This window comes from Pseudomonas sp. LW8 (assembly GCF_041956865.1).
Classification (GTDB): domain Bacteria; phylum Pseudomonadota; class Gammaproteobacteria; order Pseudomonadales; family Pseudomonadaceae; genus Aquipseudomonas; species Aquipseudomonas siliginis.
Window position 1 is genome coordinate 4,564,049 of record NZ_CP168138.1, and the last position, 22,146, is coordinate 4,586,194.

Annotated in this window: 15 protein-coding genes; 7 read left to right on the forward strand and 8 right to left on the reverse strand. The window is 60.6% G+C overall.

The genetic code is table 11. From position 1 onward, the window contains the following. Positions 1 to 196 precede the first annotated feature (196 nt). The gene (locus AB9L16_RS20540) at positions 197 to 2,608 is read left to right on the forward strand and encodes a glucose/quinate/shikimate family membrane-bound PQQ-dependent dehydrogenase (RefSeq protein WP_095181723.1); all 2,412 of its coding nucleotides are present in this window, start codon (positions 197 to 199) and stop codon (positions 2,606 to 2,608) included. 206 nt (positions 2,609 to 2,814) lie between these two features. Here AB9L16_RS20540 and AB9L16_RS20545 read toward each other — a convergent pair whose 3' ends face one another. Next, positions 2,815 to 3,003 (reverse strand): hypothetical protein, encoded by a 189-nt coding sequence (locus AB9L16_RS20545; RefSeq protein WP_041479908.1) that lies wholly within the window; start codon positions 3,001 to 3,003, stop codon positions 2,815 to 2,817. A 396-nt stretch (positions 3,004 to 3,399) separates the two neighbouring features. Between AB9L16_RS20545 and lon the strand changes: the two genes are divergently transcribed. The 4 genes from lon (at position 3,400) to cmoB (ending at position 8,315) form a co-directional block, all read left to right on the forward strand. Further along, positions 3,400 to 5,814, forward strand: a complete 2,415-nt coding sequence (lon, locus tag AB9L16_RS20550; RefSeq protein WP_041479909.1) for an endopeptidase La — start codon at positions 3,400 to 3,402, stop codon at positions 5,812 to 5,814. 216 nt (positions 5,815 to 6,030) lie between these two features. Beyond that, a complete protein-coding gene (locus AB9L16_RS20555) occupies positions 6,031 to 6,423 on the forward strand; it encodes a protease inhibitor I42 family protein (protein WP_024014192.1) in 393 nt (130 codons plus the stop codon). Positions 6,424 to 6,618: 195 nt separating this feature from the next. Continuing rightward, on the forward strand, positions 6,619 to 7,362 hold the full coding sequence (gene cmoA / locus AB9L16_RS20560; protein WP_375122622.1) for a carboxy-S-adenosyl-L-methionine synthase CmoA: 744 nt from the start codon (positions 6,619 to 6,621) through the stop codon (positions 7,360 to 7,362). Further along, positions 7,359 to 8,315: a tRNA 5-methoxyuridine(34)/uridine 5-oxyacetic acid(34) synthase CmoB gene (gene cmoB, locus AB9L16_RS20565; protein ID WP_095181720.1), complete on the forward strand. Its 957-nt coding sequence runs from the start codon at positions 7,359 to 7,361 to the stop codon at positions 8,313 to 8,315. The genes cmoA and cmoB overlap by 4 nt, the downstream gene beginning before the upstream one ends. A gap of 166 nt (positions 8,316 to 8,481) precedes the next feature. On the opposite strand, the gene tadA is transcribed toward cmoB, so the two are convergent. The 7 genes from tadA to treP form a co-directional block, all read right to left on the reverse strand. After that, positions 8,482 to 8,982 (reverse strand): tRNA adenosine(34) deaminase TadA, encoded by a 501-nt coding sequence (gene tadA / locus AB9L16_RS20570; protein ID WP_375122623.1) that lies wholly within the window; start codon positions 8,980 to 8,982, stop codon positions 8,482 to 8,484. Then, a complete protein-coding gene (locus tag AB9L16_RS20575) occupies positions 8,982 to 10,358 on the reverse strand; it encodes a multicopper oxidase family protein (RefSeq protein ID WP_375122624.1) in 1,377 nt (458 codons plus the stop codon). Before AB9L16_RS20575 ends, tadA begins: the two co-directional genes overlap by 1 nt. 117 nt (positions 10,359 to 10,475) lie before the next feature. Beyond that, complete coding sequence (locus AB9L16_RS20580; protein ID WP_252878842.1) at positions 10,476 to 10,766, reverse strand: PTS transporter subunit EIIB; 291 nt, start codon at positions 10,764 to 10,766, stop codon at positions 10,476 to 10,478. 2 nt (positions 10,767 to 10,768) lie between these two features. After that, positions 10,769 to 13,297: a phosphoenolpyruvate--protein phosphotransferase gene (gene ptsP, locus AB9L16_RS20585; RefSeq protein WP_375122625.1), complete on the reverse strand. Its 2,529-nt coding sequence runs from the start codon at positions 13,295 to 13,297 to the stop codon at positions 10,769 to 10,771. Between the two features lie 50 nt (positions 13,298 to 13,347). Then, entirely contained in the window at positions 13,348 to 14,571 is a 1,224-nt protein-coding gene (locus AB9L16_RS20590) for a maltoporin (RefSeq protein WP_375122626.1), read from the reverse strand. A gap of 107 nt (positions 14,572 to 14,678) precedes the next feature. Then, complete coding sequence (gene treC / locus AB9L16_RS20595; protein ID WP_056790136.1) at positions 14,679 to 16,325, reverse strand: alpha,alpha-phosphotrehalase; 1,647 nt, start codon at positions 16,323 to 16,325, stop codon at positions 14,679 to 14,681. Between the two features lie 118 nt (positions 16,326 to 16,443). After that, complete coding sequence (treP, locus tag AB9L16_RS20600; protein ID WP_041479919.1) at positions 16,444 to 17,886, reverse strand: PTS system trehalose-specific EIIBC component; 1,443 nt, start codon at positions 17,884 to 17,886, stop codon at positions 16,444 to 16,446. Positions 17,887 to 18,121: 235 nt separating this feature from the next. Here treP and treR point away from each other — a divergent pair, with 235 nt between their 5' ends. Then, positions 18,122 to 18,826: a trehalose operon repressor gene (gene treR, locus AB9L16_RS20605; RefSeq protein ID WP_041479920.1), complete on the forward strand. Its 705-nt coding sequence runs from the start codon at positions 18,122 to 18,124 to the stop codon at positions 18,824 to 18,826. A gap of 100 nt (positions 18,827 to 18,926) precedes the next feature. Beyond that, complete coding sequence (locus tag AB9L16_RS20610; RefSeq protein ID WP_375122627.1) at positions 18,927 to 22,055, forward strand: membrane-targeted effector domain-containing toxin; 3,129 nt, start codon at positions 18,927 to 18,929, stop codon at positions 22,053 to 22,055. Positions 22,056 to 22,146 lie beyond the last annotated feature (91 nt).

Here is a 22,146-nt window from a genome sequence, read left to right on the forward strand (position 1 = left end):
TGGCTTGCCAGCGATAGCAATCTGTCTGGCGATTTCAGTGTTGGATGTGCAATCGCCATCGCTGGCAAGCCAGCTCCCACAGGGATCCATGAAATTCGATAGCCGAACAAGTTTTTATCTGAACCATGCCTGCGCCAGATCGTCATCTAAAGTGACTACAGCGCGGGACTACATAAACGTCACGGAGAATCACACTATGAGCACCGAAAGTGCTTCGAGTCGGGGCCGTCTGCTACCGGGCCTGCTCGGCATCCTGCTTCTACTGATGGGCCTGGCCATGCTGGCCGGGGGAGTCAAGCTGAGCATGCTCGGCGGCTCGCTTTACTATCTGCTGGCCGGTATCGGCATCGCGCTGAGCGGCATTCTGCTGCTGATGCGCCGCCGCGCGGCACTGGGCCTGTACGCCATCGTGCTGTTTGCCAGCACGGTATGGGCATTGTGGGAAGTCGGTCTGGACTGGTGGCAACTGGTGCCGCGTCTGGCGCTGTGGTTTGTCCTCGGTTTCGTGATGCTGCTGCCGTGGTTCCGTCGTCCGCTGCTGCTCAACGGCCCGGCGAAAATCGGCACTGGCGGCCTGACCGTGGCGGTGATCCTGGCCGGCGTTACCGCTCTGGCCAGCCTCTTCACCCACCCGGGCGAAACCTTCGGTGAACTGGGCCGCGACACCGCCGACATGACCAGCACCGCACCGGCCATGCCGGATGGCGACTGGCAAGCGTACGGTCGCACCGAGTTCGGTGACCGCTACTCGCCGCTCAAGCAGATCACCCCGGAAAATGTCGGCAAGCTGCAAGAAGCCTGGCGCATCCAGACCGGCGACCTGCCAACTGCGGATGACCCGGTCGAGCTGACCAACGAAAACACCCCGCTCAAAGCCAACGGCATGGTCTACGCCTGCACCGCGCACAGCAAAGTGCTGGCACTGGACCCGGACACCGGCAAGGAAATCTGGCGCTTCGATCCACAGATCAAGAGCCCGGTCGGCTTCAAGGGCTTCGCCCACATGACCTGCCGTGGCGTGTCGTACTACGACGAAGCCGCCTATGCCAAGTCTGAAAACGCCGGTTCCGCTGTTATCTCCGAAGCCGGCCAGGCCGTTGCTCAGGCCTGCCCGCGTCGCCTGTACCTGCCAACTGCTGATGCCCGCCTGATCGCACTGAACGCCGACACCGGCAAGATCTGCGAAGGCTTCGGCACCAACGGCGTGGTCGACCTGACCCAAGGCATCGGCCCGTTCACCGCCGGCGGCTACTACTCCACCTCGCCAGCAGCGATTACCCGTGATCTGGTGATCATGGGCGGTCACGTCACCGACAACGAGTCGACCAACGAGCCATCGGGCGTGATCCGCGCCTTCGACGTGCGCGATGGGCACCTGGTGTGGAACTGGGACAGCGACAAGCCGGACGCCACCGAGCCATTGGCCCCGGGCGAAACCTACAGCCGCAACTCGGCGAACATGTGGTCGCTGGCCAGCGTCGATGAAAAACTCGGCATGGTCTACCTGCCACTGGGCAACCAGACCCCGGACCAATGGGGCGGCAATCGCACCCCGGGCGCCGAGAAATTCAGCGCTGGCCTCGTCGCGCTGGACCTGGCTACCGGTAAAGTGCGCTGGAACTACCAGTTCACCCACCACGACCTGTGGGACATGGACGTGGGCAGCCAGCCTACCCTGCTCGACATGAAAACCGCCGACGGCGTGAAACCTGCGCTGATCGCTCCGACCAAACAGGGCAGCCTGTACGTCCTCGACCGTCGTGACGGCACGCCGATCATTCCGATCAAGGAAATCCCGGTACCGCAGGGCGCCGTGAAAGGCGACCACACCGCACCGACCCAGGCCCGTTCGGACCTCAACCTGCTGGCCCCGGAACTGACCGAAAAAGCCATGTGGGGCGCCAGCCCGTTCGATCAGATGCTGTGCCGCATCCAGTTCAAGGAACTGCGTTACGAAGGCCAGTACACCCCGCCATCGGAACAGGGCAGCCTGATCTATCCGGGTAACGTCGGCGTGTTCAACTGGGGCGGCGTCTCGGTCGACCCGGTTCGCCAACTGCTGTTCACCAGCCCGAACTACATGGCCTTCGTCTCGAAAATGGTCCCACGCGAGCAAGTCGAAGCCGGCAGCAAGCGCGAGAGCGAAACTTCGGGCGTGCAGCCAAACACCGGCGCGCCATACGCGGTGATCATGCACCCGTTCATGTCGCCACTGGGCGTACCGTGCCAGGCCCCGGCCTGGGGCTACGTCGCCGGTATCGACCTGACCACCGGCAAAGTCGTGTGGAAACGCAAGAACGGCACCAGCCGCGACAGCTCGCCAATCCCGATCGGCTTCACCCTCGGCGTACCGAGCATGGGCGGTTCGATGGTCACCGCCGGCGGCGTCGGCTTCCTCAGCGGCACCCTTGACCAGTACCTGCGTGCTTATGACGTGAATACCGGTAAAGAACTGTGGAAATCGCGCCTGCCAGCAGGCGGCCAAGCGACTCCGATGACCTACACCGGCAAGGACGGCAAGCAATACGTGCTGCTCGTTGTTGGCGGTCACGGCTCGCTGGGCACCAAGATGGGTGACTACATCATTGCGTACAAACTGCCGGAATAAGCGGTAGCGGCGGTAAAAAAAGAAGGCGCCACCCTGTGAGGGGTGGCGCCTTTTTGCATGGAGGCGTGCCCAACATGCTCCATTCGCACCCAGGTGTATGGCGTCAATGAAGTCTGTCCACTTCGCCTTGGGCAATTCGGTGCTTTCAAGAAAAAATCAAAAGATCGCAACCTTCGAACGCTTGTCGTCAGCGTGACCCGACAGAATCAAAAGGCTTTTCCTCCATTTGCCATCCGTTGCAATCGATCGATGATCAGTTGCTCGGCATGCTTGCGGGTTTCCAGCAACAAACTCTTATCCGTTTCGCTGTAGATCACCTGGAAACGCAAACCCGGCGTGTCGGAAGAATATTCGCGAATGATGAAATCCCTGTATTTCGTATCGGTATGACTCATGGTTCGATTCCTTGACGTTGGTAAATTCTCGAACACCTCTCTGTCGTTCGAGATTGAACCGCAATCTTCGGACGATTGAGTCAGTTGTCTACTGTCAGAAATTACAGGGGCTCAAGGCCAGTTCGAAATAAGCCGAACGGAACCCATCAAAACTCCATTTAATAGTAAAAGCTAACCAACACTCGCGTTTTTCGCTAGTTATGCACAGACATTGTTAGATTCCACTAGGCATCCGTGCCGACCTGAAGGATCTTGCCACCGGCCCAACGGCCGCCAAGGTTAACAAGGTGAAAAACTTTGCAAACCTGAACACACAAGCAGAAACACACCCGCCCCATTGAAACCACCCCACCCCTGCCCCATCTAACACCCCATACCCCATTGCGCAGGTGCCCCATGACCGACCAGCAAGATCGCCCGGACAACCACGACGATTACGAAAACGACCACATCGAACACACCTCCTCCGGCACCGGCCTGGCGCTGCCCGGGCAAAACCTGCCGGACAAGGTCTACATCATTCCGATCCACAACCGTCCGTTCTTCCCGGCCCAGGTCCTGCCGGTCATCGTCAACGAAGAACCGTGGGCCGAAACCCTCGAACTGGTCAGCAAATCCGAACACCACTCCCTGGCCCTGTTCTTCATGGACACGCCCCAGGAAGACCCGCGCCACTTCGACACCGGCGCCCTCCCCGAATACGGCACGCTGGTCAAGGTTCACCACGCCAGCCGCGAAAACGGCAAACTGCAATTCGTCGCCCAGGGCCTGAGCCGCGTGCGCATCAAGACCTGGCTCAAGCACCATCGCCCGCCGTACCTGGTCGAAGTCGAATACCCGCACCAGCCCACCGAGCCGACCGACGAGGTCAAGGCCTATGGCATGGCGCTGATCAATGCGATCAAGGAATTGTTGCCGCTCAACCCGCTGTACAGCGAAGAGCTGAAGAACTACCTCAACCGCTTCAGCCCCAACGACCCGTCGCCGCTGACCGACTTCGCCGCCGCCCTGACCTCCGCCACCGGCCCCGAGCTGCAAGAAGTGCTCGACTGCGTGCCGATGCTCAAGCGCATGGAAAAAGTCCTGCCGATGCTGCGCAAGGAAGTCGAAGTCGCGCGCCTGCAGAAAGAAATTTCCGCCGAAGTCAACCGCAAGATCGGCGAGCATCAGCGTGAGTTCTTCCTCAAGGAGCAACTCAAGGTCATCCAGCAGGAACTCGGCCTGACCAAGGACGACCGCAGCGCCGACCTCGAACAGTTCCAGCAGCGCCTCGAAGGCAAAACCCTGCCGGCGCAAGTGCAGAAGCGCCTCGAGGAAGAAACCCACAAACTGTCGATCCTCGAAACCGGCTCGCCGGAATACGCCGTCACGCGCAATTATCTGGACTGGGCAACATCGGTGCCATGGGGCGTGTACGGCGAGGACAAACTCGACCTCAAGCACGCACGCAAAATCCTCGACAAGCACCATGCGGGTCTGGACGACATCAAGGATCGCATCCTCGAATTCCTCGCCGTTGGAGCTTACAAAGGCGAGATCAGCGGCTCGATCGTGTTGCTGGTCGGCCCACCGGGCGTGGGTAAGACCAGCGTCGGCAAATCCATCGCCGAATCCCTCGGGCGGCCGTTCTACCGCTTCAGCGTCGGCGGCATGCGCGACGAAGCCGAAATCAAGGGCCACCGCCGCACCTACATCGGCGCCCAACCGGGCAAACTGGTGCAGGCGTTGAAAGACGTCGAAGTGATGAACCCGGTGATCATGCTCGACGAGATCGACAAGATGGGCCAGAGCTATCAGGGCGACCCGGCCTCGGCGCTGCTGGAGACCCTCGATCCTGAGCAGAACGTTGAATTCCTCGACCACTACCTCGACCTGCGTATGGATCTGTCGAAAGTGCTGTTCGTCTGCACCGCCAACACCCTCGATTCGATCCCCGGCCCGTTGCTGGACCGGATGGAAGTGATTCGCCTGTCCGGCTACATCACCGAAGAAAAAGTCGCCATCGCCAAGCGTCACCTGTGGCCGAAACTGCTGGAAAAGGCCGGCGTATCGAAAGGCAGCCTGAGCATCAGCGACAGCGCGCTCAAAGCACTGATCGATGGCTATGCCCGCGAAGCCGGCGTGCGACAGCTGGAAAAGCAGATGGGCAAACTGGTGCGCAAAGCGGTGATGAAGCTGATCGACGATCCGAAAGCGGTGATCAAACTCGGCCCGAAAGATCTTGAAGCCTCGCTGGGCCATCCGGTGTTCCGCAACGAACAAGTGCTGTCCGGCACCGGGGTGATTACCGGTCTGGCCTGGACCAGCATGGGCGGTGCGACATTGCCGATCGAAGCCACGCGGATTCATACGCTTAACCGGGGCTTCAAGCTCACCGGGCAATTGGGCGATGTGATGAAGGAATCGGCGGAGATCGCCTACAGCTACGTCAGCTCGCACCTCAAGCAATTTGGTGGTGATGCGAAGTTCTTCGACGAAGCCTTCGTCCACCTGCATGTACCGGAAGGCGCAACGCCGAAGGACGGTCCGAGCGCCGGCGTGACCATGGCCAGCGCCCTGCTCTCGCTCGCACGCAATCAACCGCCAAAAAAAGGCGTGGCGATGACCGGCGAACTGACCCTGACCGGGCATGTACTGCCGATCGGCGGCGTTCGCGAAAAGGTCATCGCAGCGCGCCGGCAGAAGATTTTCGAACTGATTCTGCCGGAGCCGAACCGGGGTAACTTTGAGGAATTGCCGGATTATCTGAAGGAAGGGATTACCGTGCACTTTGCCAAGCGGTTTGCGGACGTGGCGAAGGTGCTCTTCTGACAATCATCTAGTGCCTGATGTACCGCTATCGCTGGCAAGCCAGCTCCCACAATGTTCAATGTGCCCACAAATCTTGTGGTCAACCGAGAAACCTGTGGGAGCTGGCTTGCCAGCGATGGCTTCAGTGCTGCCAACACGGAACTCCCTGACCGTCACACTTTGTCCCATCTTCAGTTATGCTCGCCGTTCGTCGTAACCGCCGGAGCTGCTGATCTCATGTCCCCCACTCGCCTGTTTCTCCCCCTCGCCCTTTCCTTGCTGGCGGCCTGCGCCACGCAACCGAAACACAACGTGACCGTGGAAAAACAAAGCGAATGTCCCGTGCGACTCAACGTCGGGCAAAACCTGATCATCAGCCTGCCAAGCAACCCGACCACCGGCTACCGCTGGGCGATTCAGGATTCAGCTGGCGGCGTGTTGCGCGCCCTCAGCCCCGAGGTTTACAGCAATCCGGAAGATGCCGGCGTGGTTGGCGCAGCGGGGGTTTCGACCTGGCGCTTCCAGGCATTCGCAGCAGGCACCGGACGTTTGCGCCTGACCTCGCAACAACCGTGGGCACCGGAAGTGCTGCCTGTTGAGACATTCGACTGCGCCATTTCGGTGAACTGACTGCAGCTTCTTCGCGAGCAGGCTCGCTCCGACAGATCACCGCGCCCCCCCTGTGGGAGCGAGCCTGCTCGCGAAAGCCATATCCCAGACGGCGAGAATTACACCCGGTTCGGTGCTTTATCAGACAACCCAAGCATCCCCGCGCCACTTTGGCTAAAATGCCGGCCCTTTCCACCGACACCGCCGGACGCCGCCGTGAGCAAAGAACCCGATCGCCTATTCGCCCAGCCTTTGGCCCAGGTGCCTGACTTCGCCTTCAATGAAGACGTGGTGCGGGTGTTCCCGGACATGATCAAGCGCTCGGTGCCGGGTTACCCGACCATCGTCGAGAACCTCGGCGTGCTCGCGGCGCAATTCGCCCAGCCGAACAGCGTGCTCTACGACCTCGGCTCGTCGCTCGGCGCAGTGACTCAAGCCCTGCGCCGTCATGTGCGCACCGACGGCTGCCGGGTCATTGCTGTGGATAACTCGGCGGCGATGGTCGAGCGTTGCCGCGAGTATCTCAATGGTCAGGATTCGATGTTTCAGGAACTGCTGCCGGTCGAGGTGATCGAGGGCGATATCCTCGCGCTGGAGTTTCAGCCCGCGTCGGTGGTGGCGCTGAACTTCACCCTGCAATTCATCGCCCCGGATCAGCGCACTGAATTGCTCTCGCGCATCCGTCAGTCACTGTTGCCCGGCGGCGCGCTGATTCTCTCGGAAAAGCTGCGCTTCAACGATGCCGAAGAACACGCCCTTCTCACCGACCTGCACGTAGCGTTCAAACGCGCCAACGGCTACAGCGAACTGGAAATCGCCCAGAAGCGCAGCGCCATCGAAAACGTCATGAAGCCCGACAGCCTCGAAGAACACCGCGAACGCCTGCTGGCCGCCGGGTTCTCGAAAGTCGTGCCGTGGTTCCAGTGTCTTAACTTTGCCTCGTTGATTGCCTTGCCATGATTGATCTGTCCCCCCTCGCCCGGCGTCTGGCCGGTACTCCGCTGGCCGAATGGGCCAACACCCTGCAAGCGCAACTCGACAAGAAAATGGACAAAGGCCACGGCGATCTGGAGCGCTGGCAAAGTGCGCTGGACGCCTTGCCGAAGATCCAGCCAAGCGAAGTCGACCTGCTCAACGGCCTGAAACTCGACACCGATTGCGACGACGACACCCGCGCGCAGATGCGCACGGCGCTGATGGGCCTGTCGCCGTGGCGCAAAGGGCCGTTCGATCTGTTCGGTGTGCATGTGGACACCGAATGGCGCTCGGACTGGAAGTGGTCGCGGGTCTCCCCGCACCTCGACCTGAAGGGCAAACGCATCCTCGATGTCGGTTGCGGCAACGGCTACTACATGTGGCGCATGCTCGGCGCCGGCGCCGACAGCGTGATCGGGGTCGACCCGAACTGGCTGTTCTTCTGCCAGTTCCAGGCGGTGCAGCGTTACTTGTCCGAGCCGAATGCCTGGCACCTGCCGTTCCCGTTCGAAGACCTGCCGCCGAATCTGGAAGGCTTCGACACAGTATTTTCCATGGGCGTGTTCTATCACCGTCGCTCGCCGATCGAGCATTTGCTGGCGCTGAAGGATTGCCTGGTCAAGGGCGGCGAACTGGTGCTGGAAACCCTCGTGGTCGAAGGCGACAAGCATCAGGTGCTGGTGCCGGAAGATCGCTACGCGCAGATGCGCAACGTGTGGTTTCTGCCGTCGGTGCCGGCGCTGGAATTGTGGCTGCGCAGAGCCGGATTCAGCGATATTCGTTGTGTGGATGTCAGTACCACGACGGTGGAAGAACAACGCGGGACGGAGTGGATGAAGTATCAGTCGCTGAGCGATTTTCTTGATCCCGAGGATCACAGCAAAACCATTGAAGGGCTGCCGGCGCCGATGCGGGCAGTTATCGTCGCCAGGAAGTAAGCGTATTTTCCCATGACCGCGGTGGGCCTACCCCTCACCCCAGCCCTCTCCCCAGGGAGAGGGAGCTGATTACTGAGCTTTTCAAAACTTGAGTCCGACTCGGTATTTCAGGTCGGCGGATTTGGTCCATTCAACTCGGTCGGTCCCCTCTCCCTCTGGGAGAGGGTTAGGGTGAGGGGCTTTTAGTGCGTCTGGCGCGGAAAAACTCGGTCAGCACCGCACCACATTCTTCTGCCAGCACACCGCCCTCATACAACACCCGGTGATTCAAAAAAACCTGGGTAAAAAACTGCCCCTGACTCTGCACAATCCCGGCCTTGGGTTCCAGCGCGCCGTACACCACCCGCGCCACCCGCGAATGCACGATCAGCCCGGCGCACATGCTGCAAGGCTCCAGCGTCACATACAGCGTGCTGCCCGGCAGCCGATAGTTATCCACGGCCTGCGCGGCGGCGCGGATCGCGACCATTTCGGCGTGGGCACTCGGGTCGCTGGTGCTGATCGGGCAATTGAAGCCGCGACCGATGATCACGCCATCGTGCACCAGCACCGCGCCCACCGGCACCTCACCGAGGGCGGCGCCCTGTGCGGCGAGGGTCAGGGCTTCGCGCATGAAGTCGCGGTCGCGGCTGCGGTCGATGATCGCCGCCGGGCGGATCTGGCGCATCACTTCACCTCGATCGCGGCCATCAGGCCGGTTTCCATGTGGTCGATGACATGGCAGTGGAACATCCACACCCCCGGGTTATCCGCCACCAGCGCCACTTGCGCACGCTCGTTCTTGCCCAGCAGATAGGTGTCGGTGAAATACGGCACGACTTTGTGCCGGTTCGACGCGATCACCTTGAAGCTCATGCCGTGCAGGTGGATCGGGTGCTGGTACTGAGTCATGTTCTTCAATTCGAAAATATAGCTCTGGCCCAGTTTCAGGCTGGCAATCGGTCGGTCAGCACAGGTCTTGTCGGTGATGTCCCAGGCCTTGCCGTTGATCTGCCACAGGCTCGGCGGCTTGCCGTTTTCGGTGTTCACCGAGACCGAGCCGACCCATTCGAAATTGAAGTTGAGTTTCTCGGCATTGGCCAGATCCGGCTCGGCCACCGGGTTGGCCGGCAGGGCTTTCGGCCAGTTTGTCGGCGCGTCGGTGTTGGCGACCGAACGTAGCGTGCCAAGGCGCACCGGGCCGTTGCGCAGCGACAACTCTTCACCGGCCGCCGGCGCCTTGATCGCCAGGCAAATGCGCATGCCGGGGCCGAGCCAGTATTCCTTGCCCAATGGTCGTGGCTCGACCGGATTGCCATCCAGCGCGTAGATCTTCGCTTCGACACCGGGAATGTTGATGCGATAGGTCAGGGTGTTGTCGAGGTTAAGCAGACGCACCCGCGTGACCTGCCCGGCCGGCAGATCAATCACCGGCAGCGGCACACCATTGATCGTCGACAAGCGCCCGGCGGTACCGCCACGGGCCGCTTCGCGGGGGATGCTGAATTCGACGAACTGACCTTGCTCGTCGACATGCCAGTTCTTCAGGCTCAGGGTTTTCTCGTACTTGAAACCGGTCGGCTCGCGTTCCTCGATGATCAGCGGCCCGACCAGACCACGTCCGAGTTCTTCGCTGCTGCTGACATGCGGGTGATACCAATAGCTGCCGGCGTCCGGCACGCGGAATTTATAGTCGAAGTATTCGCCCGGCAGCACCGGCAGTTGCGACACGTAAGGCACGCCGTCCATTTCCAGCGGCAGGCGGATACCGTGCCAGTGAATGGTAGTCGCCACCGGCAAGTGATTGATGAAACGCACCCGCAGCCATTCACCCTGGCGCACGCGCAATTCGGTGCCCGGCGCCGACGGGCCGAACGCCCAGGCTTCGGTCTTGTGCCCCGGCACCAGCTCGACATCGAGCGGCGCGGCAATCAGTTCATAGTCGTGGCCGGCCTCGGCGTCGGCCATCTTGCCCAGCCAGTAACGCGACGCGCCTCCCGCGCCCACGCCAACGACAACAAGACCGGCCAGGCCACCGAGGATTTGGCGACGGGTAAAGGACATGAACTCAACTACCTCACGTATCAGCGACAGACCCCGAGGGATCCGCAAAAGGCGAATACGATACACCCGCAGTTGAGAAACAGTAAGGGCGACCTGCGGCCGCACGTCTTGTCGGCCTTATGCGCGCAGCCCGGTAATCAGGTGCAGCACGCCGCCCTCAAGCGGCATGACGCCCGCCACACCGGCCAGACTCAACGCCTGACGGTCGACACAGGCCGCGTCGTGCAGCGCCACGCGCACCCGAGTCAGCGCCACCGGTTGCTGCGACTTGAGGTTATCCACACCGCCCAGCGCCGCAACAATCTCGGCGCTCAGGCCGGCAATCGGTTCGGCGACGGCTTTCACCTCATCCGGGACCAGATCCGGCGTCAGCGCTTTCCAGAATGCCTGCTGCAATTTGTCGAACATGTTCAATTCTCCATAACCGGCGAGGCATCGACTTTCGCCCCATGAAACTGCTGCAAGGCTGCGCGCACGTCGGCGGCGCTTTCCAGGTTCGAAACCTGTTCGGCGATGATTCGACAGTCGGCCAGATCCACTTCGCGGACCGCCGACTTGATCGCCGGAATCAACGGCACGCTCACCGACAGCTCATCCACACCCAGCCCCAGCAGCAGCGACACGGCAAGGCGTTCAGACGCCATCGCACCGCAGACGCCGACCCATTTGCCGTGGGCATGCGCAGCCTTCACCGTCATGGCAATCAGGCGCAGCACCGAAGGGTGAAAGCTGTCCGCCTGACTGGCCAGACGCGGATGATCGCGGTCCATGGCCAGGGTGTATTGGGTGAGATCGTTGGTGCCGATGGAAAAGAAATCCACGTGCGGCGCCAGCACATCGGCCATCAGCGCAGCGGCAGGCACTTCGATCATGATTCCCAGCTTTGGCAGGTGCGCCAGGCCCAGCACCCGCGCTTCTTGCTCGAGAATCTGCCGCGCCAGACGCAGTTCGGCCAAATTCGTGACCATCGGCAACATGATGTGCAGACGCGTCAGTTCACAGCAGGCGAGGATCGCGCGAAATTGTTCGCGCAACAGTTGCGGTCGCTCAAGGCACAGACGAATGCCGCGCAAACCAAGGAAGGGATTGGTTTCGCTGTCCATCGGCACGTAGGCCAGCGGCTTGTCGCCACCGACATCGAGGGTGCGCACCACCAGATTGTGTGCCGGCCCGATGGTGCGGGCGATGGCGCTGTAAGTGGCCACCTGTTCGTCATGGCTCGGCGCCTGTTGACGGCCCAGGTAGAGAAATTCCGAACGCAGCAGCCCCACGCCATTCGCGCCCAGCTCCATGGCCTGGGCGGTTTCTTGCTGCGAGGCAACGTTGGCGGTGACTTCGATGTGCTGACCGTCACGGGTGCAGGCCGCCTCGCTGGCCTGCGCCAGCTCCTGCTGATGACGCTGCCGCTGGCGCTCATGCCGCGTGCGCAATTGGTCAATGGACTCGGCGTCCGGATGCAACTGCAATTCGCCTTTGTCGGCATCGAGCAGCACCCGCGTGCCGTTGCCGAGCCCGAGCATTTGCGCCGGCATGCCGCAGATCGCCGGTAAACCGCAGGCTCGCGCGAGGATCGCGACATGGCTGGTGGCGCCACCGCCGACGGTGGCAAACCCGAGCACTTTGCGCGTATCGAGCCCGGCGGTCTGGGACGGGGTCAACTGATCGGCGATCAGAATGGTGTCGTCCGGCAACTCCAGCGCTTGCTCGTGAACACCGAGGATCAGCTTCAGCACGCGCTGGCCGACATCATCCAGATCCGCCGCGCGCTCGGCCAGCAAGGCATTGCCCAGCGAGCGAAACATCGCCGCCGTTGCGTCGGTGCTGGTCTTCCAGGCAAACGCCGCGCTGTTGCCCGCGTCGATCAGCGCCCTGGCCTGATCCAGCAGGCTCGGGTCGGCGAGCAGTTCCTGATGCGCCTTGAAGATCTCCGCCTGCGCCTGGCCGCTGGCGGTGTCGCGCAGATGTTGCAGGGCCATGTCGGCTTCGATCAGTGCTTGGCTCAACGCCTCCAGTTCAACTGGCGGCTCGGCGCCGAACTCGTTGACCAGAAGCGACGCTTCGACGATCTGCATGACTTGTCCCAGCGCCGAACCGGGCGAGGCGCAGACACCGCGCAGGATGTTCGGCATTTCTGCTGCGTCGGCTTCGACCGGTGCGGGCGCTGTCACCGCTTCACCGCAGCCTTCGCCCAGCAAGCGTGTCAGCGCTGCGACCGCTGCTTCGGCATCTTCGCCTTCGGCGCTGACCTGCACACTGTCGCCATGGGCCGTTTGCAACGCCATGATCGCCACCAGGGATTTGCCGTTGGCTTGCGCGTGCAGCTTGTGCAGATGGATGGTCGCTGAAAATGCTTTGGCCGCTTGGGCGAATACTGCCGCCGGCCGCGCGTGCAGGCCATTGGGATTGGGCAGATGGATCGGCTGCGAGAACACCGCGTCGCCCGGCACCGGCGCAGGATGTTCGCCGGCGGCTGCGCCGACCACGACGTCCAGCACTGGCTGGCCCACCTCGACCAACCCGGTTGAGCCAACGAGTGAATCGAACGGCTCGCCGCTGACCACCAGCATCAAAGTCAACAAACTGCGCGCGTGCAGGGCAATGTAGTCAGCATCGAAGTCGATCAGCGCCTGCCCCGCTTCGACCCGCTGCCCCGCGTCAACGCGGCGGGTGAATCCTTCGCCGGCGAGATTCACCGTGTCCAGGCCGATATGCATCAACACCTGAACACCCGCATCACTGGTGATGGTGAGCGCATGCCCGCTGGCCTGCACGTCGCTGACCACACCTGCAAGCGGTGCGCAGAGCGTTGACGAAGTCGGGTCGATGCACAAACCGTCGCCGATGATCCGCCCGGCAAACACCGGGTCGGGCACCTGGTCCAGCGCCATCAGCACGCCGGATAAAGGAGCCAGCAGCTGCAATTGTTGGGGTGTGGCCATGACATCACCTGAGCGTGTATTGATTGAATGAGCGGTCGCAGCCGCTTTGCTTATTTCCACCAGTATTCAACCTGCAGCCCGACATTGGCCCCGTGCCGTGCGTTGCCGAAGACGCCGGTGTCGGACAGCGCCGAACCTTTGGCCAACAGGTTGGCGGCACGCTTGGCTGCCTGGTTCCAGCTGGCATAGGTGTAATACAGACGCACCTCGGGCCGCGCCCAGAATTCCGGGCCTTTTGGTGACCAGGTCGGTGCAAAGGTGAACTTGCTCAGCTTGCGCGTGCCGTCCGCCGCCTCGACCTGATCGTGACCCAGTTCGGTCACCAGTTTGAACTGCTCGCTCAGTGCATAGGCCGGACGCACACCGAGTGACAGCCAGTTCTGATCGGCGCCGCCCTGACGAATATCTTTCTGATACACCGCCTGGAATTGTCCGCCAAAACGTGGCGTCAGTTGCCAGTCGAAGAACTCGACGATCCGATAACTCTTGTTGCGGTCATCAAGCCTGACGTTACCGGTATAGCCCAATCCGGTGCCCGGCCCTTCGCCGTATTGCAGCGCCAGTTTGTTCTTGCCGCCGAGAAAGTCCTGCTGCACGTGCTGAGTGGTAATCGCCCAGCCACGGTGGGCGTCGCGGCTGTCGGGCTTGTCGATGTAGCTGAGGCCGAACTCCAGTTCTCCGCCGCGGTTGCTGTTGAAACCGCCGACGTTGAAGTCGTGGCGGTTGATGTAATCCTTTTGGTAAAGGTTGTCCTTGCGCGAAAAGGCGTAGCTGTATTTCAGGCCACCGAGCAACACGTCTTCAATGCCTGCACCGGTGGCGCTCTGGTTCCAGTAATAGAAATCGGAAATATGGATGTCGTTACGTTTGTAGTAGCGCCGACCGGCCCACAGCGAGCCGCCGTTGAGCGCGGGCATCGCCGACCATTGCGCGTAAGCCTGCGGCAAACGAATCGAGCCGTTGTCTTCCTTGAACGTCAGGCTGCGGTCGTAACGGTTGTACAGCGATGCCATGCCGTCGACGCTCAGCACCGAGCCGTCGTCGAGGGTGTACAGATCCTGGCGCAGCTCGAGCTCACCGTACTGCTCGCACTCGTTACCGAGGCGATATTTGGTCTGCGCGCCGGGCAACTGGAAACACGACTGGCTGCTGCTGTTGACCGAAGTACCGACACCGCTGCGCAGATAGCCGCCGAACTCCAGCGCCTGTGAGGACGTGGGCATTGCCAGACAAATCCCCGCGACTGCCAGGCTGTAATTTATGGTTGCTCTCATATATGCCACCCGTTGTTTTTATTGTGTGGTTGCAGGAATTCAGCGCGCACAAATCCCCCGCGCAGCGTTCTGCGTGTTTTTTCAAAGGTTGTTATTCAGTTAAAAAATCAGGGGTCGGTCAGGTGCAGCACGAAGGATTCGTAAGGTCGCAACTGCAGCAAACTCGTGCGTTGCGGGCAGTCCGGGTAGTTGCTGATCAGCAGGCGCTGCTCCTGGGCTTCGTCGATCAGCGCCGGTAGCTCGACCTCACATGCGGTGCCATAGAAATTGTTCACCACTAACAAGCGCTCTCCCGTCCCCTCGCGCAGGTACGCCCAGACCTGTGGATGCTCCGGCAGTAGTTGGCGATAGATGCCATCGGAGATCAACGCTTCAGTGCGGCGCAAAGCGATCAGGCGCCGATAGTGATGCAGTACCGATTCCGGGTCGTGCAGTTGATGCGCGACGTTGATCTGTGCGGCATTGGCCGGCACACCGATCCATGGTTCGCTGCGGGTGAAGCCGGCGTTGTGCCCGGCGTGCCAGTGCATCGGCGTGCGCCCGTTATCGCGGGACTTCTGCATGATCGCTGCCATGTTGTCGAGGTCGCTTGCCCCGGCTTCACGCTTGAGGCGAAAGATATTCAGGGTCTCGACGTCACGGTATTGCTCGATGCTCTCGAACCCCGGATTGGTCATTCCCAATTCTTCGCCCTGATAAACGAAGGGCGTGCCCTGCAGAAAGTGCAGCGCAGTGCCGAGCATCTTCGCCGACAGCTCGCGGTACTCGCCGTCATTGCCGAACCGCGAGACCACGCGTGGCTGATCGTGGTTACACCAGAACAGCGCATTCCAGCCGCCACCCGCCTGCATGCCGGTCTGCCAGTCGGAGAGAATCTGCTTGAGCTGGAGGAAATCGAAATCGGCGCGCACCCACTTCTGCAGATTCGGGTAATCGACCTTCAGGTGATGAAAGTTGAAGGTCATCGACAGTTCTTTCGACTGCGGGTTGGAGTAACGAATGCAATGTTCGAGGCGGGTCGAAGACATTTCTCCGACATTGATCAGCTCATGCCCTTCGAAGACTTCGCGGTGCATCTGCTGCAAGTAGGTGTGTACGTTCGGCCCGTCGGTGTAGAAGCGCCGACCGTCGCTGTCGTCCTCGGGGAAGTCCGCCGGTTTCGAGATCAGGTTGATCACGTCCAGACGAAAGCCACCGACGCCTTTGTCGCGCCAGAAACGCATCATCTTGAACACTTCGTCGCGGACCTTGGGGTTGTCCCAATTGAGGTCGGCCTGGGTGTGGTCGAACAGGTGCAGATAATACTGGCCGGTCTGCGCTTCGTACTCCCAGGCCGAACCGCCGAACTTGGATTCCCAGTTGTTCGGCTGGTCGCGCCAGATATAGAAGTCGCGGTAAGGGTTGTCGAGGCTGCTGCGCGCCTGCTGGAACCACACATGCTCGATCGAGGTGTGGTTGACCACGATGTCGAGCATCAACTTGATCCCGCGTTTGCCCGCTTCGGCGATCAGCAGTTCACAGTCGGCCATGCTGCCGTAGCTCGGATCGACCGCGTAGTAGTCGCTGATGTCGTAGCCGTTGTCGCGCTGCGGCGAGCGCAGGAACGGCGTGATCCACAGGTAATCGACCCCCAGCCATTGCAGGTAATCGAGCTTGGCGACGATGCCGAGCAGATCGCCGGTGGCGTTGCCGGCATGGCTGTGAAAGCTCTTCGGGTAGATCTGGTAGATCACCGAACGTTGCCAGTCTTGCATGGCGGATTTCCCTCTTGAATTTTACGATCTCTGTAGGAGCTGCCGGAGGCTGCGATCTTTCGATTTTGAAAGGCAAGATCAAAAGATCGCAGCCTCCGGCAGCTCCTACAGTTCAATTTCAGGCAACCCGGTAACCCGGGCGGACGATCTTCATGCTCAGCACGCAGGTCAGGGCAAACGGCACGAGCATGGCAATCAGCATCCCGATGACGAACATCGGGATGAACTGCGGAATGATCGAGATGAAACCGGGCAGGCCACCGACGCCGATGGCCGAGGCCTGGATCTTGTTCAGCGAGAGGAACATGCAGCCCAGCGCCGAACCGGCCAGCGCGGCGTAAAACGGAAACTTGTAGCGCAGGTTGACACCGAACATCGCCGGCTCGGTGATGCCGAAATACGCAGAAATCGCCGAGGTCGAGGCCATGCTCTTGTCCCGCGCATTGCGCGTCATCCAGAACACCGCCAGGGCCGCACTGCCCTGCGCCAGATTGGACATGACGATCATCGGCCAGATGAAGGTGCCGCCCTGGCTCGAGATCAATTGCAGATCCACGGCGAGGAACATGTGGTGCATGCCGGTGATTACCAGCGGCGCATACAGCAAACCGAAAATCAGACCGCCCACCAACGGCGCCAGATCGAACAGCATCACCAGCCCTTCGGTGATGTAGATGCCGATATGCCGGGTCACCGGGCCAATGATCGCCAGCGCCAGCACACCAGTGACAACGATGGTGGTGATCGGCACCACAAGCAATTGCACGGCGTTGGGCACTCGCGCGCGCAGCCATTTTTCGATGACGCTCATCACGTACGCCGCCAGCAGGATCGGCAAGATCTGCCCCTGGTAGCCGACCTTTTCCACCTGGAACAGGCCGAGGATGTCGAAGTACGGCAGTTGCTGCCCGTCCAGCCCGGCCACGGCCTTGCCGTAATTCCAGGCATTGAGCAGGTCCGGGTGTACCAGCATCAGACCGAGGACAATGCCGAGGATTTCGCTGCCGCCGAAACGCTTGGCCGCCGACCAGCCGACCAGCGCCGGCAGGAACACGAACGAGGTGTTGGCCATCAGATTGATCAGGCTCCACAACCCGTCGAGGTTGGGATAGGCATCCAGCAGGGTCTGGCCCTCGATGAACATGCCCTTGGCGCCAAGCAGGTTGTTGATGCCCATCAACAGGCCGGCAATGATCAGCGCCGGCAGGATCGGCATGAACACATCGGAAAACACCCGCACCAGCCGCTGCATGGCGTTTATCTTCTCGGCGCTTTTCTGTTTAACGTCGGCGATGGTCGACGCCGCCAGGCCCGTCTGCTGGCGCAGTTCGGCATAAACCTTTTCAACATCACCCGGGCCGATGACCACTTGATACAAGCCGCCGGTGAAGAACGAACCCTTGACCAGATCGACGCCATTGAGCGCGGCCACATTCACCAGCGCGGGGTTCTTCAGCGCCAGGCGCAAACGCGTCACGCAATGCGCCGCCTGCTCGATGTTGTCGCGGCCACCGAGGCTTTCCAGCAGCTCCTTGGCGATGTTCGGGTAGTCATGGCTCATGCTTGTTCTTCCGTCGTGGATTGTTGTTATTGGCAGCACGCCGAGAGGAAAAATACTCGTCTGTACGAGTTAATGCAACAACTCGTCTGTACGAGTTTGCGTCCGTGGATGAACGTCAGAAAAATGCGGATTCTTCCTACTCCGACCTAAGATGTTTTCCTTCGTCCGCATGGACAAACCCCTACCCTGCCCTTAAGGTTCGGGGTTTTGAGCACCGTCGGCACAGAGTCCAGCCATGAGCAAATACAACCAGATCTACAGCGATTTGCTTGCCAGCATCACCACGCAGCGCCTGGAGCGCGGCGCCCGGCTGCCTTCCGAAACCGAGCTGATGGACACCTATCAGGCCAGCCGTGGCACGGTACGCAAGGCCATCGACCAGTTGCAGGAACGCGGTTTCGCTCAGAAGATTCACGGCAAAGGCGCGTTCGTGCTGGCGACCAACCCGATCGAATTCCAGCTCGGCGGCATCGTCAGTTTCCAGGAGACCCACCCGCGACTGGGCAACGACGTCAGCACCGAAGTGGTCGAGATGTGTCAGGTGCCGCTGGAAGGTGCGCTGCTCGAACACATCAATGCCGAGCCCGGCAGCCCGATCACCCGGATCAAACGGGTGCGGCGCATCGACGGCAAACGCGTCATCCTCGACATCAACCACTTCGTCAGCGAGGTGATTCCCGACCTGTCTGCAGACATCGCCGAACATTCGATCTACGCCCACATCGAACAGACCCTGCAACTGCAGATCGCCTACGCCCAGCGCACCATCGAAGCCGTGCCGTGCAGCAAGGACGACCACCACCATCTGGACCTCGACGGCCAGAGCCATGTCATCGTGGTCAGCAACCAGACCTTCCTGCAGGACGGCCGCCAGTTCGAGTACACCGAATCGCGGCATACGCTGGACAAGTTCTATTTTTCCGATGTGGCGCGGCGCTGAGGCATATCTTTCGATACGCAACACGCAATAGCCGAGTAACACCCTCCCCTTGAGCGCATGGGCCATCTTCTGCCTTTGTGTCTCAAGGATGAACACCCGAATGACCACTGCCGAACGTCGTCTGCTGCCAAACGCAGCGGACAAAACCGCCCTCAAAGCCATCGCCACTACCATTGTGCAGAACTGCCCAAGCCTGCTCGATGCGGCCAGGCAAGTTGCGATCGAACTGCTGAGCGCCAAGGGCCTATCTGGCCTTGATCCCGACCAGGTTTATTTCCATCGTTTCAAAACGGCGCAAAGCAGCACGCTGACCTTTACCGGTTGGGAGCACTTGCTGGAAAAGCCTTATGAAACGCTCACCCTCACGCAACTGGTCGTCCATCGATTTCGCGCCACCGACCAAGACAACGCAGATTTGCTGGGCCTTTACTGCGGCTTCTACTCGGATGGCCCGGGCGCGGAGAATTTCAATCAGAGCAACGAAGTACGACTGCTTGGCAGCGATGTGCTGAAGGCATTCTGGGCCGTTGATTTCAGCACGCGTTACAGCGGTCAATTGACCAAATTCTGGCAAACCTCGTCGGACGATTTCCGCGCCCTGGCCAAGTGCAATTTTCTCAGTCAGGCGGTGCAGGCGCTGCAACAGGGGGACGTTGACGGCAATGACTTTCAACGCATCGTCACCTCGTTGATCGGCCCCGTTACCTGGCCGGTAACCCTGCAAATGCTCCGATCGACGTACCCGGTCGGCGCGCAAGTGCGCACGCTGGATCTGGACGGTCACGTCGCCACCAACGTGCTGCGTCTGGTCGAAGACAGTGGCCGGCAGACCCTTTACCTGCCGGGACAGGCCCAGGCCTTTCGGCTGATGGACACTGCCGCGGATCTGCACTGGTGGTTGCTTGAGCAGATGAATTCAGAGCAGAAACGCTCTTTGTTTCTCAAGCACTTCTCGCTGGCTGACAGCAATCACATCACCGAGAACCTCACTGATCTGATGAACCGTTTGGTGAGCACCTGGGGCCACAGCGATCATCGAATGATCAACCGCAGCAACGTTGCGATCAGCGGTGACGCCTTCACGTGGTTAAGCGAGTCGACCCGCACGGGCATGGTTGCCGAGGCGCATCTGGTGCTCACGTCCAACAGTGACCTGCGCAAGAAACTCTGGACCGGCTATCTGAGCGCCGGGCTGAAAGTGTTCGGCCCGATGGCGGCCGTGGGCTGGCCTGCAGCTTTGCCGTTGATTGGGGCGGGCGTCGTCAACATGGGGCTGAACATCGATCAGGCGATCAACGGCATTACGGCGACCGAGCGTAGAGCCGGGGTTATCGGTGCGGTGCTCAGCGCTATCGAAACCGTATTCAATGTTCCGTTCCTGATTGGCACTGGCGCGCAGTTGGAAGTTGGGCCACAGGTTGAGTATGCCGAGGCTGAAGAGATGCGCGGGCTGATCGAACTTACTTCGGCTGACTCACGGTTATTGCCGCCTCTGGATCCCCCGCCCGTCAGGTCGTCCAACGAAACTGCCAGCGAATTGGCAAACGAAATCCCCGGCGAATCGACATTCGTCGACGTCACTGAGCCATTGATTACGCCTGCTCCGCGGCAAGGTTCGACTTTTGCGCAAGTACCGGCCAGCTATCGATGCAACGAGTTACTTGCGCAACACGCTGTAGAGGCGACGCCGGGGAAATACGAAGGCATCTACCGCCTCGACAAAGAACCCGGTCATGCCATCGAAATGGATGGCGCCGCCTATTACGTGCGCTACTTCGCCGACTCGCAGGACAGTGGCAACTGGGCAATCATCAATCCCGAGCGTCCCAATCAGTTCGCTTACTCGTTGCCGGTCCGCCTGGGAAGCGCCGGCAAGTGGGAGCGCATGCCAGCGCTGCGGCTGCGCGGAGGCGGTCAATGCGTGGGCAAGGCATGTTTGCCGGAGACTGATGTGAGCTCAACCGAGGCAACACCGTCGGTCGACCTGCCACGCGTCGAACCGCTTCCAGGCGTTCCGTGTCCGCTACGCCCGGTTACGAAGCTCAAGGGTATCTCAGAGACGGAAATACCCGGGATGAGAAGATGGGCAATGAACTTGCCCAACGCCTCCGCCGAGACCACAAGCGCCGGGCGCCGCTATCTGCTGGCGACCGACCGCTACGTGGCCCATTTCGGCGAACAACGCACGGCTCTGCTGAACGACGCCGAAGCATTCTACCGGGAGTTGAAATGGATCAACCTGCCCCAGCGCCCGGTCATTCCGCCCGTCAGTCCGCAGATGGAGATCAATGAGTTGATTGATCTCATCTTTGCCAGTACCGATGGACTGGCCGTCGGTGAAACCCTCGATCGCATCGCCAGCACGCGCTTCATGATCGAGAACATGCCAACGTTCGCGCGGCATATCAAAACGCTCTACGTGCGTGGGTTGCTGAGTGATTTCGCCCAGGATGACCTCAACCATTTCTACCTGTCGGGTGACATGTCAGAAGACCTCAGTACCTATTTGTCCAGCCTGGGCACTGACCCTGAGAACCGGTTCAACATGCTCGAATTGATCCGGGCTGCCCAAGCCAATGGCGTCCGGGTTCATGGACTGGATGCAGCAGAAACCTGCACGCTGAAAGTCCCGCTCACGTCGATCGAAGAGCAGATGATCAAGGCGCGCCTCGCAACGCAGATCATGGAGCGTGACAAGCTCCTCAACAGACCCGGCAAGTGGGTGGCTCTGGTCGATGCCACGAATACCAATACCTTCAGAGATCTGGCAGGCATAAGCGAACTCCGGGGCGGCATCGGTTTGCGCATCGAAGAAGTCTGGCCCGACGAGGTGGCCGACCTCAGGATCGACCCGGGAGTGGAAGTCGCTCGCGGCCCGTTTTACAACGGGGCGACGACAAACAGCGCCTTCGACCCTCTGTTCGCTGACCTGCGATTGCAGGTCAAGGCCCCCGTGCCGCCATGGAATGATGCAACGCTGGAAAAGCTTCTGCCTCGCAATGGCATGTTCGTGATACGGAAAACAGAACCAAGCACATACACACTCGTGCGGCGCAACAGCGCCAGCAACATCGTGCAAACAAGGGTGCATTGCACCGCAGATGGCCGGTTTTATATCTGGGACCAGTCGATGCGCCGCATCACCGGCATGGTCTTCCGCGACATCGCCGCAGTAGCCGAGCGCCTGATCGAGCTCGGCATGACCCTGCAAAGTCGTTTACCCGCCTGATCAGTTATCAGGGCTCTGAAACGAAAAAACCCTTGGCTTCACGCCAAGGGTTTTTCGTTATTCGAACCGCAGCAGGATCATTCCCACTCTA